Genomic DNA, 15,143 nt, shown 5'->3' with positions numbered 1-15,143 from the left:
CGATGAAAGGCTGGCTGCACGCAATGTCATAACCGATCCATCGCAGATTTGCAGGGGGTAGGAAATGCTAGAGGCGATAGGTCAGCACCAGCAGGACCGAGAGCGTCGTCACCATCAGCAGCACCAGCGGTACGCCGGTGCGGATGTAATCGGAGAACTCGTAGGAGCCCTCGCCCATGATCAGCATGTTGGTCTGATAGGCGATCGGGGTCGCGTAACACAGGTTGCAGCCGAACAGCACCGCCAGCACCAGCGGTTCCGGCGGCAGGCCCAGCTCGGTCGCGATGCTGAAGGCGATCGGGGTGCCCACCGTGGCGGCCGTCGCGTTGGAGGCGAAATTGGTCAGCACGGTCACGAACAGCATGATCGCGCCCAGCACCAGTGCCGGGGGCAGCGAGGAGAGGCCAAGCGACAGCGCCATGCCCAGCCATGCGGCCGCCCCGCTCGCCTCGACGATCGAGCCGACCGCGATGCTCGCCGCGACCAGCACGATCACCTTGGCCGACAGCGCGCGCCCGACCCGGTCGAACTTCACGCAGCCGGTCAGGAACATCAGGATCGCACCCGCCAGCGCGGAAATCGCGATCGGGAACAGTCCGATGGAGGCGGTGAACACCGCCCCGCCCATGATCACCGCCGAGAGTACCGCCTTGGACCGGCGCGGCAGTTCGCGCATCCCTTCCAGCATCAAAAGGCTGTCGCCCCGGGCGAATTCTTCCAGATCGGCGCGCAGGCCGGTCACCATCAGCACGTCGCCCTCGGCAAAGCGCATGTCGCCGGCGGAATAATCGTTGAACTCGTCGGTCACACCGGTCCAGCGTTCGGGACGGTGCACGCCGAGCACCGCGACACCATACAGGTCGGCGACCCCCGAACTGGGCAGCGTGCGACCGATCAGGCGCGAATCCGCGGTCACCGCCAGTTCGACGACGATCACATCCTCGTTCTGCGCGCTGGCCTTGCGCTTGATCTTGGACAGCACCCAGTCGGGCGCTGCCTCGCCGCGCAGCGTGCGCATGGCCTCTTCCACCGCTTCCTGCGGGCCGGAGATCAACAGGCGCTGCTGCGGTTGCAGTCTTCCGATCGGCGGATCGTGCACGGTCACGGTATCGGGCAGGCGCGGCAGGATGTCCGAGAGCAGCTCTCCGGTCAGCGGGCCGTCTTCGCTCACCCTCAGTCGCGCCTGGAAATGGCGGCGCGGACGCGTGTCTTCCTGCGTGTTGTCCTTCAGCAGGCGGGGCATGACCAGCCAGAGGTAGGGGAGCGCAATCGCGGCGGCGACCAGCACGATCGGCGTGTAATGGAACACGCTCATCTCCGGCATACCCAGATCGCTCGCGATCGATACGACCAGAATGTTGGTCGAGGTGCCGATAGTGGTCGCCATCCCGCCGATCAGCACCGCCGCGTTGAGCGGGATCAGCGTCTTGGAGGCCGGCATCGCGCCGCGCGCGGCGAGGCTGACGAAGATCGGCAACAGCAGGACCAGCACCGGCGTATCATTGACCGCCATCGACAGGGCCATCGCCGCGACCAGCGAGACCAGCAGACCGATCTGCACGTTCCACTTGAACAGCCGCTCAAGCAGATGCGCGGCAGGCTCCAGCGCGCCGGTCACCACCAGCCCCCGGCCCATGATCATCAGCGCGCAGATCGTGATCAGCGCGTAATGGCCGAAGCCGGAGAAGGCGAGCGAGAGGCCGTCGGTCGGGCGCGTGTCGGGCAGCGGGAAGAAGTAAAGGAACACCGCGATCACCGCGATGGTCATCAGCGAAACGATCTCGGTCGACGGCCTGCTGCGCGCAAAGCCGATGAACATCGCGATCGTAACCACCATTGCGGCAATCGCGTGAAAGGAAGGGGCTTCGAGCATTGCTGGACCCAGCGATAGCGGGGCGAGGCCCTGCTAGGCAATCGGTGACGCGCATATCGGGTGCGATCGTGCACCGATGATTGCGAGCGACAAAGGTGTGGTGCCCCTGGCCCGACTCGAACGGGCACTCCGTAAGGAACTCGATTTTGAGTCGAGCGCGTCTACCAATTCCACCACAGGGGCACTGGGTCTGGCTGACCCATAAGGCGAGGCCGCAGCCTAACGCAAGGCGTTCGCGACCACCTTGTGCATCTTGGAATGCAGCCCGTCATTGCCCGCCAGCACCTGTTCGTGATGGACCGGCTGGCTGCGCCCGCGATAATCGGTGACGAAGCCGCCTGCCTCGCGCACAAGCAGGCAGCCTGCGGCAGTATCCCACGGTTGCAGGTCGCTTTCCCAAAACCCGTCGAAGCGCCCTGCGGCAACCCATGCGAGGTCGAGCGAGGCGGCACCGAAACGGCGAATGCCGGCGACTTCGGGGCCGAGCGCACCGTAGATCCGGGTCCATTCGGCAATATTGCCGTGGCCCTGGAACGGCATGCCGGTGGCGATCAGCGCCTCGTTCAGGCGCGCGCGCGAGGAGACCCGCAGGCGCCCGTCGTGCAGCCATGCGCCGCGCGTCTTTTCCGCCCAGAATGTCTCGTCGGTGATCGGCTGATAGATCACTGCCGCGGTCACATCGCCCCAGCCCGATCCATCCAGCTTGCGCTCCTGCACCGCGATCGAGATCGCGAAATGCGGAATGCCGTGGAGGAAGTTGCTGGTGCCATCCAGCGGGTCGATCACCCAGCGCGGCTGGCCATCCTCGCCTTTGATCTCGCCCGCTTCCTCCAGCAGGAAGCCCCAGCCCGGGCGCGCCTGCAGCAGGTCGTCGTACAGCGAGCGTTCGGCCCGCATGTCCGCCTTGCTGACGAAATCGGCCGGGCCCTTGCGGCTGACCTGGAGGTGCTCGATCTCGCCGAAGTCGCGCCGCAGGCGGTTGCCCGCGCGGCGCGCGGCGCGTTCCATAACGCGGATCAGGCCGGTGATTGCTGCCATGTCTTGGTCCGGCCCGTCCTAGCGCGTTGCCGGTTCGGCAGGATCTGCGGCCGACGCGTCGGCCGGCGGAGCGCCAGCTTCACGCGCGCCGCACACGATTGCCGCGACCAGATAGACATTGGTCGGATCGCTGGCATCGACCTGCGGATTCTCGGCCAGCGCCTTGCCGGTCGCCTGGCTGATGGTTTCCAGCGTGTTGGAATAGAGGCACCCGATCAGGGCGTCCTTTTCCGCTTCCGGAATCTCGTCCACCTTCACCGCGTTTGCGAACAGGCTGAAGATCAGCCCGGCACGCTGCATGGTCTGTTCCTGCTCAGCGGTCGTAGCAGGCGCTTCGGGCGCGGTCTGCGCCGCGACGGGAGCGGCAACGAGGCCAAGGCTCGCGGCGATGAGAATGCTCTTCCTGAACGGCATGGTCAGCCAGCCTTTCCGACATAAGTCTGTTCATACACGTCGACGATGATCCGCGTGCCGCTTTCGATATGCGGCGGAACCATGATGCGCACGCCATTGTCGAGGATCGCGGGCTTGTAGCTGGACGAGGCGGTCTGCCCCTTCACCACCGCGTCGGCCTCGACGATTTCGGCCTCGACCTGTTCGGGCAGCGCGACCGAGATCGGCTTTTCTTCCCACAGCTCAAGCGTCACCGTCATCCCGTCCTGAAGGAACGGGCGCGCATCGCCGAGCAGGTCGCTCGGCAGGTTGATCTGTTCGTAGGTATCGGTGTCCATGAACACCAGCTGGTCGCCATCCTCGTACAGGAACTGGTAGTCCTTGGTGTCGAGGCGGACCTTCTCGACCGTGTCGGCACTGCGGAAGCGCACGTTGGTCTTGCGGCCATCCTGCAGGTTCTTCATCTCGACCTGCATGTAGGCACCGCCCTTGCCGGGCTGGGTGTGCTGGATCTTGGCGACCTTCCAGATGCCGCCTTCATATTCGATGATATTGCCGGGACGAATGTCGACGCCGCTGATCTTCATGGGGATACCTTGGGTTTAGCGAAACGGGGGCTGCCGATCGGGGCCGAAACCAGCGCCGCAGCTGCAAAGCGCGCGCCTTAGCCGAGCGCTCATGGTCAGGCAAGGCAAGCAACGCTATATGGCCGCACATGGACAGGACTTCTTGCTTCACCCGCGCGCTTCGCGCCGCCTCCTCGCTCGCCCTTCCCGCGCTCGCGCTCGCTGCCACGCCGCTGATGGCGCAGGCAGGGCCGATCGATACCTTGCCACTGGGCAAATACGAATGCACGCTTCCCGGCGATGCCGGCGGCGCTGCGTGGCACCGCATTCCGGGCCGCGATTTCACGATTCTCAACGCCTCCAGCTACGAGGCGGGCGGGGAACGCGGGGTCTACCTGCTGCGCGGCGCGCAGGTCACCTTCACCCGCGGTCCGCTCAAGGGAATGATGCTCGAACGCTCGAGCCAGCGGATTTTGCGCGAACGCGACGAGAAGGGCGAACTGGGCCCGATGCGCTGCGTGCTGACCTCCCCGCTCCGCTGATCGCGGCCCGGCTCAGCGCTCCACGCGCGAGAGGTAGGGATACGGGTTGATCGCGTTGGTCGGCTCCCACCATTCCGAATCGTCGGTGGTGCGCATGATCGCGAAGTGCAGGTGCGGCGCATCGGGCGCGGCATTGCCGGTCGTGCCCACCGTGCCGAGCCGCTGGCCCCGGCGAACCTTCTGCCCCTCCTTCAGCCCCGGCGCATATTGATCGAGGTGCGCGTAGTAAAAGATCGTCTCGCGGTCGGGCGAGCGCACGTAGAGTGAATTGCCGCCGGTTTCGGAGCGATAGATCCGCTCGATCGTGCCCGGCGCAGCAGCGATCACCGTGGTGCCCTTGGGCGCCATGATGTCGATCGCCTCGTGCAGCCGCTCTCCGCCATCACGCTCTGCCAGGAAGCTGTCGGACAGCTCGTCCGGCCTCACGTTGAGCACGGGGATGACCATCTGCGACAATTGTCGCATCTGCGGACGGGTTGCAGTGGCGCGATCATTGGAAGCGACGTTGCGAGCGCGCTCGGCAGTAGAGGCCTGGGATGCTGTTTGCTTGTCGCCGTCGGCAGCCACGGTTTCCTGCGTCAGCGCACGGGCCGCCTCGCTCGCCGAAGCGCCCGGGCGCGTCTTGTCCCTTTGACTGTCCGCACCGGACATTTCGATCAGACTGCCGCCCGCCACGATCCACACCATCGAGGTGATCGTGGCGGTGACGAGGATGGTGACGATGCGATCGACGGTGCCCATGGCCTTGCGTTTAGCAGATTTAAGCCCGTCGATCATCCGGCTACCCCTCTATCGCCTTTACGAAGGCTTTAACGGCGGCAACCTCGTCACCGTTCCACACCGCGCCCGATACCGCCAGGAAATCCGCCCCCGCGGCGATCAGCGGCGCGCAGTTCTCCGGCGTGATCCCGCCGATCGCAACGCTGGGAAGCTCGAATATCTGGGACCACCATTCGAGAATTTCGGGCTCGGGCCGCTCGGCATCGCCTTTGTCCTTGGTGGTGCTGGGATAGAATGCACCGAAGGCGACGTAATCCGCCCCCGCCTCGCCCGCTTCCATCGCCAGATGGCGACTGGCGTGGCAGGTGACGCCGATCTGCGCCTGCATCCCCAGCGCATCGCGCGCCTCTGCCACCGTGCCGTCGTCCTGCCCGAGGTGGACGCCATCGGCCTTGAGGCGCTTGGCTAGCGCAATGTCGTCGTTGACGATGAAGGCGACCTCGCGCTCGGCACAGATCTCGCGCAGGGGTGCCGCCAGCGCCGCCGCCTCGTGCTGGCCGGCCGACCCTTCGAAGCCCTTCACCCGGAACTGGAACGCGGTGACGTGATCGGGCGCCGCGTCGATCGCGCGGGCAAGCCGCTCGGGAAAATCGCCGCCGACATCGAGCGGGGAGATCAGGTAAAGCTGGGTCGGAATGTGCGGAATCGCGGGATTGCTGGTGCTCATGACCGCCGCACCTAGCGCTCGCGAGGCCGCCAGTCGATCTTTTGCAGCGGATCTTGCCGCAGAGCCATTCAGCTATTCGCAAGCGGGCTGCGCGCTAGAGCCGGGAAGATGATGAAAAAGCCCCTCCTGCTCGCCACGCTCCTGCCCGGAGCGATCCTGTCCCTCGCCGCCTGCGCGGTGGTCCCCAACGCCGGACCGGTGGTCGATTCGCCGCGCGAGGTGGCGCAGCAGGGCAGCGTGGTGCCGCTGTTGCAGCCGGTTCAGCTGGGCCGCATGGTTGTGGTGACGCCGATGCGCGTGACCGAAGACAGCCGCTGCCCCGTCGGCGTCCAGTGCATTCAGGCCGGCCGGGTGGTGGTGGAAACGCGGATCGACGGGCCCGGCTGGCGTCAGACGCAGCCGCTGACGCTGGGTGAGCCGCACACCGTGCGCGGCGTCACCGTAACGCTGGTTTCGGTGACGCCCGAGCAGCGGGCCGATTCGCAGGTCAAATCGACCGAGTACCGCTTCGCATTCGAGGGCGGCTAGTGCGGTAGCTTAAGGGGCACCTGTCTTCGGCACGAAGCCTCGACGGTGCCCCTCCACCACTTCGTGGTCCCCCTCCCCGTTTCGGGGAGGATTGTCAGCCCGCCACGCTCGCGGCGTAGATCTCGTCGATCGCGGTTTCGAGCGCGTCGTTGAACTTTTCGTCGTCCATCTGCGCGCGCAGCTCTTCCAGCAGCGCACGGCTGAAGCTGGCAATCAGGCCGCGGTTCTTGGCCAGTTCGCGGCAGGCTTCGTCCCGCTCGTAACCGCCCGATAGCGCGACCAGGCGCAGCACCTTGGGGTGCTCGACCAGCGGCAGGTACAGGTTCGGCTCGCTCGGGATGGTCAGCTTGAGCATGACCTGATGCCCCTCGGGCACCCGCTCCAGCTGATCGAGGAACGCGGCGAGAAGGTGCGCTTCGGCAGTGCCGCGCGTTTCCGACTTCAGGCTGACTTCGGGTTCGAGGATAGGAACCAGGCCGTGGTCCAGAATCTGAAGGCCGAAATCCATCTGCTGGCGCACCGCATCGGCGATGCCCTGCTGGTTCGCCTCGTGCACGACGGACCGCATCTTGGTGCCGAACACACCCAGTTCCTTCGCCCGCGCGCACTGCTGCGCCAGCTCGGGCATGTCCTTCATCAGCTGCACGCCGTTTTCGGTATCGTGCATCCCCTTGTCGACCTTCAGGAAGGGCACGATGCCCTTGCCCGCAAGCCGTTCGGGGATCGGCATGCCGTCCGGGTTGCAGCCTTCCATGGTCTTTTCGAACAAAATCGCGCCGACCACCTTGTCACCTGTGAAGGCGGGGCTTTCCACGATGCGGCAGCGCATTTCGTGGATCTTGGCGAACATCTCGTCTTCGCCCGAATATTCGTCTTCGCCGACGCCGTACCCGGCAAGCGCCTTGGGCGTGGAGCCGCCCGACTGATCCAGCGCCGCGATAAATCCATCGCCTTGCGCGATCTTCGCCTTCATCTGTTCGAAATTCATGGGAGAGCTCGCCTTTCTCACATTCGTATGCGTTGCAAGGCGCTTAGCCAGCCGGAACCGAGCTCGCAAGCCGTGCGCTGTGTCGATACCCGCCCGACAGAACCGCACTCGGAAGGACTGCCATGCTCGACCAGACACAGGAACGGCTTTGCGCCGAAAACACCGCCGACTTCAGCGACCTGAAGGCGATGATCGTCAACTGCACGCTGAAACGCGGCGACGAGCGGAGCCATACGGACACACTGCTCGACCAGGTTGCGACAATCTTCGACAAGGTCGGCGTCTCCGTCGACCGGATGCGTGCGATCAACCATGCTATTGCACCGGGCGTCTATCCCGACATGACCGAACACGGCGCGGACCATGATGAGTGGCCGCAGATATGGCCGCGGGTGAAGGCGGCGGATATCCTGGTGATCGGCACCCCGATCTGGCTGGGCGAGAAAAGCTCCGTCGCGCAAGGCCTGATCGAGAAGCTCTATGCCCATTCGGGGCAGACCAACGACAAGGGCCAGTACGTGTTCTACGGCAAGGTCGGCGGATGCATCGTCACCGGCAACGAGGACGGGATCAAGCACGTCTCCTCAGGGGTGCTCTATGCGATGAGCCATGTCGGCTACGCCATCCCGCCGCAGGCTGACGCAGGATGGATCGGCGAGGCAGGGCCCGGCCCAAGCTACGGCGATGAGCTGGACGATGGCAGCCGTGCCGGGTTCGACAACGATTTCACCCGCCGCAACACGACCTTCGCGACGTGGAACATGCTCCATATGGCGCGAATGCTGAAGGACGCAGGCGGGCTGCCCGCTTACGGTAATTCCCAGGAGCTGTGGAGCGAGGGGCTAAGGTTCGACAGCCCGAACCCCGAACATCGCGGCTGACTCTCAGCGGCTTCCGCGCACCTTGCGGATGATCCCGTCGAAGCGCAGCACGGGATTGCCGTCCGCTTTCACGATGCCCGCAACGAAGACCGTCTTGCCGCCTGCGCGCACGACTTCGCCGGTTGCCTCGATCAGCTGGCCTTCGCGTGCCGGGTCGAGGAAATCGCCGGTCAGCGTCAGCGTCACACCGTGGCTGCCTTCCATCGCGTCGCGCGCGATCGTGAACAGCGCCGAGTCGGCGAAGGTCATCAGGCAGCCGCCATGCATGAAGCCCGCACCATTCATGTGACGCGCCTCGGCGCGAAACGCGGTCAGCATGGTGCCGTCGTCCTGCCGCCGCTCGTAGAACGGCCCGGCGCGCTGCTCGAACGCGTCGGACTGCCACACCTGCCAGCCCGCGAACTCACCTTCGTGCACATCGACGAGGCCGTTGCCGCTCTCGCCCACTCCCTGATTTTCGCTCATTGGGAAGCCTTCAGTGCCGCGACGCCCGGCAGCGTCTTGCCTTCCATCCATTCGAGGAACGCGCCCCCGGCGGTCGAAACATAGGAGAAATCGTCGGCCACGCCCGCGACGTTGAGCGCGGCGACCGTGTCGCCCCCGCCCGCGACGGAGACCAGCGATCCTTCCTTGGTCAGCGCGGCGGCGGTGCGCGCCAGGCTAACGGTCGCCTGGTCGAACGGCTCGGTCTCGAACGCGCCCAGCGGGCCGTTCCACACCAGCGTCTTGCAGGTCTTGAGCACGTCGGCGAGCGCCTCGGTCGCCAGCGGGCCGATGTCGAGGATCATCTCGTCCGCCGCGACCTCGTGCACGTTGCTGGTGCGCACGGACGGCGGGTTGGCGGCGAATTCGGTGGCGACGACCACATCGTAAGGCAGGTGCACGGTGCAGCCCGCGTGGTCCGCCTCGTCCATGATGGCGTTGGCCTTGTCGACCAGATCGTGCTCGCACAGCGACTTGCCGACATCGGCTCCGCGCGCGGCGAGGAAGGTGTTGGCCATTCCCCCGCCGATGATCAGGTGCTGGACCTTGCCGACGAGGTTTTCGAGCACGTCGAGCTTGGTCGAAACCTTCGCTCCGCCCACCACCGCGGCGACCGGCGTTTCCGGGTTGCCGAGTGCCGCGTCGAGCGCCTTGAGTTCCGCCTCCATCGCACGGCCAGCAAAAGCAGGCAGCAGGTGGGCAAGGCCCTCGGTGCTCGCATGCGCGCGGTGCGCGGCGGAGAACGCGTCGCTTACGTAGAAATCGCCGTGCGCGGCGATCGACTTGGCAAACTCGGGATCATTGGCTTCCTCACCCGGCCAGAAGCGGGTGTTTTCGAGCAGGCCGATATCGCCGTTGCGCAGGATGCCGAGCGATTGTTCGACCGTCGGGCCTGCCACCTCGGAAATGAACATCAGTTCCTTGCCCAGCACATCGGCCACATCGCCCTGGACGTAGCTGGTGCTCATGGTCGAATTGCGCTGCCCCTTGGGCCGTCCGAAATGAGCGAGCAGCAGCACCTTCGCGCCGCGATCGCACAGCTCGAGGATGGTCGGCTTGACCGCCTCCACCCGCGTCACATCGGTCGCCGAGCCATCCTTCATCGGCAGGTTGAGATCGACGCGCACCAGCGCGACCTTGCCGGACAGGTCTTCGGGCAGATCGTCGAGGGTCTTGAAATCGGGCATCAGCCACTCCTGCTCCCCTCCCGCCTGCGGGAGGGGTTGGTGGTGGGAATGGGCTCGGGCGAGACCACCCCGTTGCGACTGGCGAGCATGCTCGCAAGTCTTGCTCCCCTCCCGCGAGCGGGAGGGGAAAGGTCGTCAGATCAGCTTCGCCATCACGCCGGCGGTGTCGATCATCCGGTTGGAGAAGCCCCACTCGTTGTCGTACCAGCTGACCACGCGGGCGAGCTTGCCTTCGAGCACGGCGGTCTCGAGGCTGTCGACCGTCGAGCTGGCGGGCTGGTGGTTGAAGTCGCTGCTGACGAGCGGCTGTGCGGTGAAGTCGAGCACGCCCTTCATCGGGCCCTCGGCTGCCGCCTTGAGCGCGTCGTTCAGCTCTTCCGCACTCGTATCGCGGCCCGGCGTAAAGACCAGGTCGATCAGCGAGACGTTGGGCGTCGGCACGCGGACCGACGACCCGTCGAGCTTGCCGTTGAGTTCGGGCAGCACCAGGCCGACCGCGCGCGCCGCGCCGGTGGTGGTCGGGATCATGTTCTGCGCACCGCCGCGGGCACGGCGCATGTCGGAGTGCATCTGGTCGAGCATGCGCTGGTCGTTGGTGTAGGAGTGGATCGTGGTCATGAAGCCACGTTCGATCCCCACCAGGTCGTTCAGCACCTTCGCGACGGGCGCGAGGCAGTTGGTGGTGCAGCTGGCGTTGGAAACGATATGGTCGTCGCTCGTCAGCACATCGTGGTTCACGCCGAAGACCACGGTCTTCAGGTCGCCCTTGGCGGGGGCGGAGATCAGCACGCGCTTGGCACCGGCGTCAAGGTGCGGCTTGGCGGCGTCGACCGACTGGAAGAAGCCGGTGCATTCGAGCACGATGTCCACGCCCATCTCGCCGTGCGGCAGCTTGCCCGGCTCACGCTCGCTGGTGACGGCGATCTTCTTGCCGTTCACGACCAGCGCATTGCCGTCGACATCGACCGAGCCGGGGAAGCGACCATGGGTCGAATCGTACTGGAACAGCAGCGCGTTCGCGCTCGCGTCGGCCAGATCGTTGATCGCCACCAGTTCGAGGTCGTGATCGGTCCGCTCCAGAATCGCGCGCGCGACAAGCCGCCCGATGCGCCCGAAACCGTTGATTGCAACCTTGGTCGCCATGATGTCGTGTACTCCTGATCTACTCTTCGAGCTTGGCGACGACCTTGCGGATAATCGCCTCGCTGGTGAAACCGAACTTCTCGAATGCATCCTCCGCCGGAGCCGAGGTGCCGAAGCTGTCGATGCCGATCCGCAACCCGTTCGCCATCGTGTAGCGTTCCCACCCAAAGGTGGTACCCGCCTCGATGCTGACCCGCAGGATCTCTTCGGGGCCGACATTGGGCAGGATGTTGTCGCGATAGGCCGGGCTCTGTTCGTCGAACAGTTCGGAACAGGGCATGGAAACAACGTCCGCGCCGATGCCGCGCTTTTCGAGATCCGCCGCGCATTCAAGCGCGAGGCCGACTTCCGAGCCCGTCGCGATAAGGATCACCCGGCGATCCGCCTCGGCATCCTTCACGCGATAGGCACCGCGCGCCGAGCGGTTCTCTTCCGCTGCCTCGGTCCGGAACTGCGCCAGCCCCTGGCGCGACAGCGCGAGCACACTCGGGCGCTTCTTCTGCTGGAGCGCGATCTCCCAGCACTCCGCCGTCTCGACCGCGTCGCCCGGGCGCATCACCAGCAGGTTGGGAATCACCCGCAGCGATTGCAGATGCTCGACCGGCTGGTGGGTCGGTCCGTCTTCGCCCAGCCCGATCGAATCATGCGTCATCACATAGATCACCCGCGCCTGCTGCAGCGCAGACAGGCGGATCGCGGGACGGCAGTAATCGCTGAACACCAGGAAGGTGCCGCCATAGGGGATCACGCCGCCGTGCAGCGCCATGCCGTTCATCGCGGCGGACATGCCGAATTCGCGAATCCCGTAATAGACGTAGCGACCCGAGCGGTCATCGGCCGAGAAGATGTTCTGATCGGCGGTCTTGGTGTTGTTCGATCCGGTCAAGTCGGCGGAGCCGCCGACGGTCTCCGGCAGCTTGGAATTGATCACCGCGAGCGCGTTCTCGCTCGCCTTGCGCGTCGCGACCTTGGCCGGTTCGCGGATCAGGCCGCTGATGAATTCCTTCAGGTCGAAGCCGCCGGGCAGATCGCCCGCCATCCGGCGTTCGAATTCCGCCTTGCGCTCGCTGTTGTCGAGCCGGGTGCCCCAGTCGCTGCGCATCTCGTGGCCGCGCGATCCGGCGGAGCGCCATTCCTCGCGCACCTGATCTGGGATCTGGAACGGCTCGGACTGCCAGTTGAGCTCTTCGCGCGCCGCAGCAACTTCTTCCGCGCCCAGCGGCGCGCCGTGCGTCGCCGCCGTGCCCTGCTTGTTGGGCGCGCCGCGACCGATCATCGTGCGGCAGGCGATCAGTGCGGGCCGATTGGCTTCCAGCGCTTCGTCGATCGCGCGGGCGATGTCCGCATAGTCGTGCCCGTCGCACGAATTGACGAACCATCCGGTCGCCTCGAACCGGGCGCGCACGTTCTCGCTCGTCGAAAGATCGGTGCTGCCGTCGATGGTGATCTGGTTGTCGTCCCAGAACACGACCAGGCGGCTCAGGTTGAGGTGCCCGGCAAGGCCGATCGCCTCGTGGTTGATGCCTTCCATCAGGCAGCCATCGCCTGCGATCACCCAGGTGCGGTGGTCGACCAGTTCGTCCCCGAATTCGGCATTCAGATGCCGCTCGGCCATCGCCATGCCGACGGCCATCGCGAGGCCTTGGCCCAGCGGGCCGGTGGTGCATTCGACGCCCGGCAGCAGGAAGTTTTCGGGGTGGCCCGCAGTCGGGCTGCCCAGCTGGCGGAAATTCTCGATCTCCTCCATCGTCGGATGCGCGTAGCCCGACAGGTGGAGCAGCGAATAGATCAGCATCGATCCGTGGCCCGCGCTCAGCACAAAACGGTCGCGATCCGCCCAGTGCGGCGCGGCCGAATCATATTTGAGGTAGTTGGACCACAACACGGTCGCCACGTCGGCCATGCCCATCGGCATGCCGGGGTGACCGCTCTGGGCTTTCTGCACCGCGTCCATGGAAAGGGCCCGGATGGCGTTGGCCATCGGGATCATGCGGGCGGGGTCGAGACTCATGCGGGGTTTACTCCTGCGCGGCGCGTCCGGGCCGCGATTCGTTTGCCGGGATGCCTTCGCCGCGCGGGGCGCGAAGGTCAAGGCGGGCGGCGGCGGAGATGCCCGCCCCCTGCCCGCTTGCGCTTGTGCCTTGGGGCGCGCCTGCCGTTGCCGCGATGCGCAAACTGTCCAAAAATACGAGCGCGCTCTTGGGGATATGGCCGCAGGCGATTACAGCTTTGCGGATGAGGGACCGACGGCTCGAACAGACGATCCAGCGGATCGAGCGGGCGCTGGCGCGGATCGGCGCGGCAGCCGATGCCGCCGCGAGTGGGAGCAAACCCACGCAGGACCTGGCCGACCGGCACGAGGCGATGCGCAGCAAGGTGCGCGCAGAGCTCGACCGGCTGGACCGGGTAATCGGCGAACTGGAACAGTGAGACGATTCGCGTGAGTACGGTGGAAATCACGATCGGCGGGCGCGAATTCCCGATCTCCTGCGGGCCGGGAGACGAAGCGCGCGTGCGTGCGCTGGCGGAGGCGATCGACGGGCATTATCAGCCGCGCAGCCCCCGCTTCTCGCAAAACCTGCTGTTCGCCTGCCTGCTGGCGGCGGACGAAGTGTTCGACAAGGCGGGCGTGTCGCCGGGCGAAGATCCGGAGCTGGCGCAGCTGCGCGAACGGCTCGACGAAGTGGAGCGCGAACGCGACCTGCTGGAGACCGCGCTGTCATCGGCTACCGACGCGCGCGGGCGGCTCGAGCGCGATCTGCGTGCGGCACGCGAAGAGGCGGAGAGCCGCAGCAATGCGGAGGCCAGCGCTCAGGCGGAACGGATCGCCACGCTGGAGAAACGCTGCACCGACCTGCAGCACAGGCTGGAAGATGCGCAGATGCAGGAGCTGCCGCTGACCGGAGGATCGTTCCGTTCGGCCGGGGAAGAACTGCTGCCTGCGCTGGAGCGTTTCGCAGGCCTGCTCGAATCCTGCGCAGACAAGCTTGAGGGTGGCCCCACGAACGCCTAGATAGGGGTCGGCGGGACTGCCCGGCACGAGCCGTAGAACATCCCTGAGGCTATAAGTTTATCCTAGGGAGCTGTCCCTGTCCTGGTCCACCAGTTCGGCTGTGGGACCGGGGTATACGGCGCCCACCTGACCTTTTGCGTCAGAGGATTTCCCAGGCACCGACCCATGGTGGTTCCGCCACTCCATCGGTCGAGTACCAATTCCCGTTTTCGTCATTGTCAGAATAGCGAAGCATTTAATGGATCACGCCACGATCAAGTCGCAGGTTCGCAAGGACATGCGTGCCGCGCGCAAGGCGTCCGCCGCCCAGCTGCCAGAGGCGGTGCGCACACTGGTCTTCTCGCGCCCGCCCGCGCCGGTGCTGGCGCGCATTCCCGAAGGCGCGACGATCGGTCTGTATCGCGCGCAAGGGTCCGAAGCGCCTGCCGCGCGCTATGCGCAGTATTTCATCGAGAACGGCCACGCGATCGCCCTCCCCCGCCTCTCGGGCGAAGACGGGGCGATGCAGTTCGCCGCGCATACCGACCCGCTGGGTGAAAGCGATCTGGAGGCGGGCCCCCACGATCTGATGCAACCGGGCGAAGATGCCGCGCTGCTGGTGCCCGACGTGGTGTTCGTCCCCTTGCTCGCCTTCGACGAGGATGGCGGCAGGCTCGGCCAGGGCGGCGGATATTACGATCGCTGGATTGCCGAGCATCCCGATGCGCTGCGGATCGGGCTCGCCTGGGATGCGCAGAAGGTCGACTCCGTGCCGCTGGAGCCGCACGATGAGAAACTGCACATGGTGGTCACCCCGCAACGCGTGTACGAGATGGCCGCATGAGCCACGAACCCAATTGGCGCATCCCGGTGGGCATGCTGATCCTGCTTGCAGGCCTGTCGGTCTATGCGATGCTGATCGCGCGCTACATGCCCGGCCTGATCGGCGGCTGGCACGTCGTCTTCCAGACCGTGATCTACCTCGTGCTCGGGCTGATCTGGCTGCTCCCGCTCAAGCGCTTCCTGATCTGGATGGAAAGCGGTCGGCGCAGCTGACCGGAACCGCCTGAGCGCGGACGCCG

18 protein-coding genes, 1 tRNA gene and 1 other RNA gene are annotated in these 15,143 nt (G+C 65.7%); 8 read left to right on the top strand and 12 right to left on the bottom strand.

Going from position 1 to position 15,143, the window contains the following annotated elements; all coding sequences use genetic code 11:
* Nucleotides 1-67: 67 nt before the first annotated feature.
* From KYN89_RS02685 to efp, 5 genes are all read right to left on the bottom strand, one after another.
* Nucleotides 68-1,873: an SLC13 family permease gene (locus tag KYN89_RS02685; protein ID WP_222823681.1), complete on the bottom strand. Its 1,806-nt coding sequence runs from the start codon at nt 1,871-1,873 to the stop codon at nt 68-70.
* Between the two features lie 98 nt (nt 1,874-1,971).
* Nucleotides 1,972-2,056 (bottom strand) — tRNA-Leu (locus KYN89_RS02680).
* A gap of 36 nt (nt 2,057-2,092) precedes the next feature.
* Nucleotides 2,093-2,911 carry an inositol monophosphatase family protein gene (locus KYN89_RS02675; protein WP_222823680.1) on the bottom strand — a complete coding sequence of 273 codons (819 nt, stop codon included), beginning with the start codon at nt 2,909-2,911 and terminating at the stop codon, nt 2,093-2,095.
* 18 nt (nt 2,912-2,929) lie between these two features.
* Nucleotides 2,930-3,325: a hypothetical protein gene (locus KYN89_RS02670; RefSeq protein ID WP_222823679.1), complete on the bottom strand. Its 396-nt coding sequence runs from the start codon at nt 3,323-3,325 to the stop codon at nt 2,930-2,932.
* Between the two features lie 2 nt (nt 3,326-3,327).
* Complete coding sequence (gene efp / locus KYN89_RS02665) at nt 3,328-3,891, bottom strand: elongation factor P (RefSeq protein WP_222823678.1); 564 nt, start codon at nt 3,889-3,891, stop codon at nt 3,328-3,330.
* A 128-nt stretch (nt 3,892-4,019) separates the two neighbouring features.
* Here efp and KYN89_RS02660 point away from each other — a divergent pair, with 128 nt between their 5' ends.
* Nucleotides 4,020-4,412: a hypothetical protein gene (locus tag KYN89_RS02660; RefSeq protein WP_248284952.1), complete on the top strand. Its 393-nt coding sequence runs from the start codon at nt 4,020-4,022 to the stop codon at nt 4,410-4,412.
* Between the two features lie 12 nt (nt 4,413-4,424).
* Here the strand turns inward: KYN89_RS02660 and KYN89_RS02655 are convergent, their stop codons facing one another.
* Nucleotides 4,425-5,153, bottom strand: a complete 729-nt coding sequence (locus KYN89_RS02655; protein ID WP_222823677.1) for a M23 family metallopeptidase — start codon at nt 5,151-5,153, stop codon at nt 4,425-4,427.
* A 40-nt stretch (nt 5,154-5,193) separates the two neighbouring features.
* Nucleotides 5,194-5,859, bottom strand: coding sequence for a thiamine phosphate synthase (gene thiE, locus KYN89_RS02650; RefSeq protein WP_222823676.1), 666 nt, complete (start codon nt 5,857-5,859; stop codon nt 5,194-5,196).
* A gap of 111 nt (nt 5,860-5,970) precedes the next feature.
* On the opposite strand from thiE, the gene KYN89_RS02645 reads away from it, so the two are divergent.
* Nucleotides 5,971-6,387 (top strand): hypothetical protein, encoded by a 417-nt coding sequence (locus tag KYN89_RS02645; RefSeq protein WP_248284951.1) that lies wholly within the window; start codon nt 5,971-5,973, stop codon nt 6,385-6,387.
* 94 nt (nt 6,388-6,481) lie between these two features.
* On the opposite strand, the gene KYN89_RS02640 is transcribed toward KYN89_RS02645, so the two are convergent.
* Nucleotides 6,482-7,375 carry a fructose bisphosphate aldolase gene (locus KYN89_RS02640; RefSeq protein ID WP_222823674.1) on the bottom strand — a complete coding sequence of 298 codons (894 nt, stop codon included), beginning with the start codon at nt 7,373-7,375 and terminating at the stop codon, nt 6,482-6,484.
* 122 nt (nt 7,376-7,497) lie between these two features.
* Here KYN89_RS02640 and KYN89_RS02635 point away from each other — a divergent pair, with 122 nt between their 5' ends.
* A complete protein-coding gene (locus KYN89_RS02635) occupies nt 7,498-8,256 on the top strand; it encodes a flavodoxin family protein (RefSeq protein WP_222823673.1) in 759 nt (252 codons plus the stop codon).
* A 3-nt stretch (nt 8,257-8,259) separates the two neighbouring features.
* Here the strand turns inward: KYN89_RS02635 and KYN89_RS02630 are convergent, their stop codons facing one another.
* From KYN89_RS02630 to tkt, 4 genes are all read right to left on the bottom strand, one after another.
* A complete protein-coding gene (locus KYN89_RS02630; protein WP_222823672.1) occupies nt 8,260-8,721 on the bottom strand; it encodes a PaaI family thioesterase in 462 nt (153 codons plus the stop codon).
* Complete coding sequence (locus KYN89_RS02625; RefSeq protein ID WP_222823671.1) at nt 8,718-9,926, bottom strand: phosphoglycerate kinase; 1,209 nt, start codon at nt 9,924-9,926, stop codon at nt 8,718-8,720. The genes KYN89_RS02630 and KYN89_RS02625 overlap by 4 nt, the downstream gene beginning before the upstream one ends.
* 135 nt (nt 9,927-10,061) lie before the next feature.
* The gene (gene gap / locus KYN89_RS02620; RefSeq protein WP_222823670.1) at nt 10,062-11,069 is read right to left on the bottom strand and encodes a type I glyceraldehyde-3-phosphate dehydrogenase; all 1,008 of its coding nucleotides are present in this window, start codon (nt 11,067-11,069) and stop codon (nt 10,062-10,064) included.
* A 19-nt stretch (nt 11,070-11,088) separates the two neighbouring features.
* On the bottom strand, nt 11,089-13,080 hold the full coding sequence (gene tkt / locus KYN89_RS02615) for a transketolase (RefSeq protein ID WP_222823669.1): 1,992 nt from the start codon (nt 13,078-13,080) through the stop codon (nt 11,089-11,091).
* Nucleotides 13,081-13,304: 224 nt separating this feature from the next.
* Between tkt and KYN89_RS02610 the strand changes: the two genes are divergently transcribed.
* From KYN89_RS02610 to KYN89_RS02590, 5 genes are all read left to right on the top strand, one after another.
* Nucleotides 13,305-13,499, top strand: coding sequence for a hypothetical protein (locus KYN89_RS02610; RefSeq protein ID WP_222823668.1), 195 nt, complete (start codon nt 13,305-13,307; stop codon nt 13,497-13,499).
* Nucleotides 13,500-13,509: 10 nt separating this feature from the next.
* On the top strand, nt 13,510-14,082 hold the full coding sequence (locus tag KYN89_RS02605) for a cell division protein ZapA (RefSeq protein WP_346727182.1): 573 nt from the start codon (nt 13,510-13,512) through the stop codon (nt 14,080-14,082).
* 10 nt (nt 14,083-14,092) lie between these two features.
* Nucleotides 14,093-14,261, top strand: a non-coding RNA gene (gene ssrS / locus KYN89_RS02600) — 6S RNA.
* 59 nt (nt 14,262-14,320) lie between these two features.
* Nucleotides 14,321-14,905, top strand: a complete 585-nt coding sequence (locus tag KYN89_RS02595) for a 5-formyltetrahydrofolate cyclo-ligase (protein WP_222823667.1) — start codon at nt 14,321-14,323, stop codon at nt 14,903-14,905.
* Complete coding sequence (locus KYN89_RS02590; RefSeq protein WP_222823666.1) at nt 14,902-15,117, top strand: DUF2842 domain-containing protein; 216 nt, start codon at nt 14,902-14,904, stop codon at nt 15,115-15,117. The genes KYN89_RS02595 and KYN89_RS02590 overlap by 4 nt, the downstream gene beginning before the upstream one ends.
* Nucleotides 15,118-15,143: the final 26 nt, after the last annotated feature.

The organism is Alteriqipengyuania abyssalis, assembly GCF_019857185.1.
In the GTDB taxonomy this organism is placed as follows: Bacteria; Pseudomonadota; Alphaproteobacteria; order Sphingomonadales; family Sphingomonadaceae; genus Alteriqipengyuania; species Alteriqipengyuania abyssalis.
The sequence above is the reverse complement of the archived record's forward strand: the minus strand, read 5'-3'. Positions and strand labels throughout refer to the sequence as shown.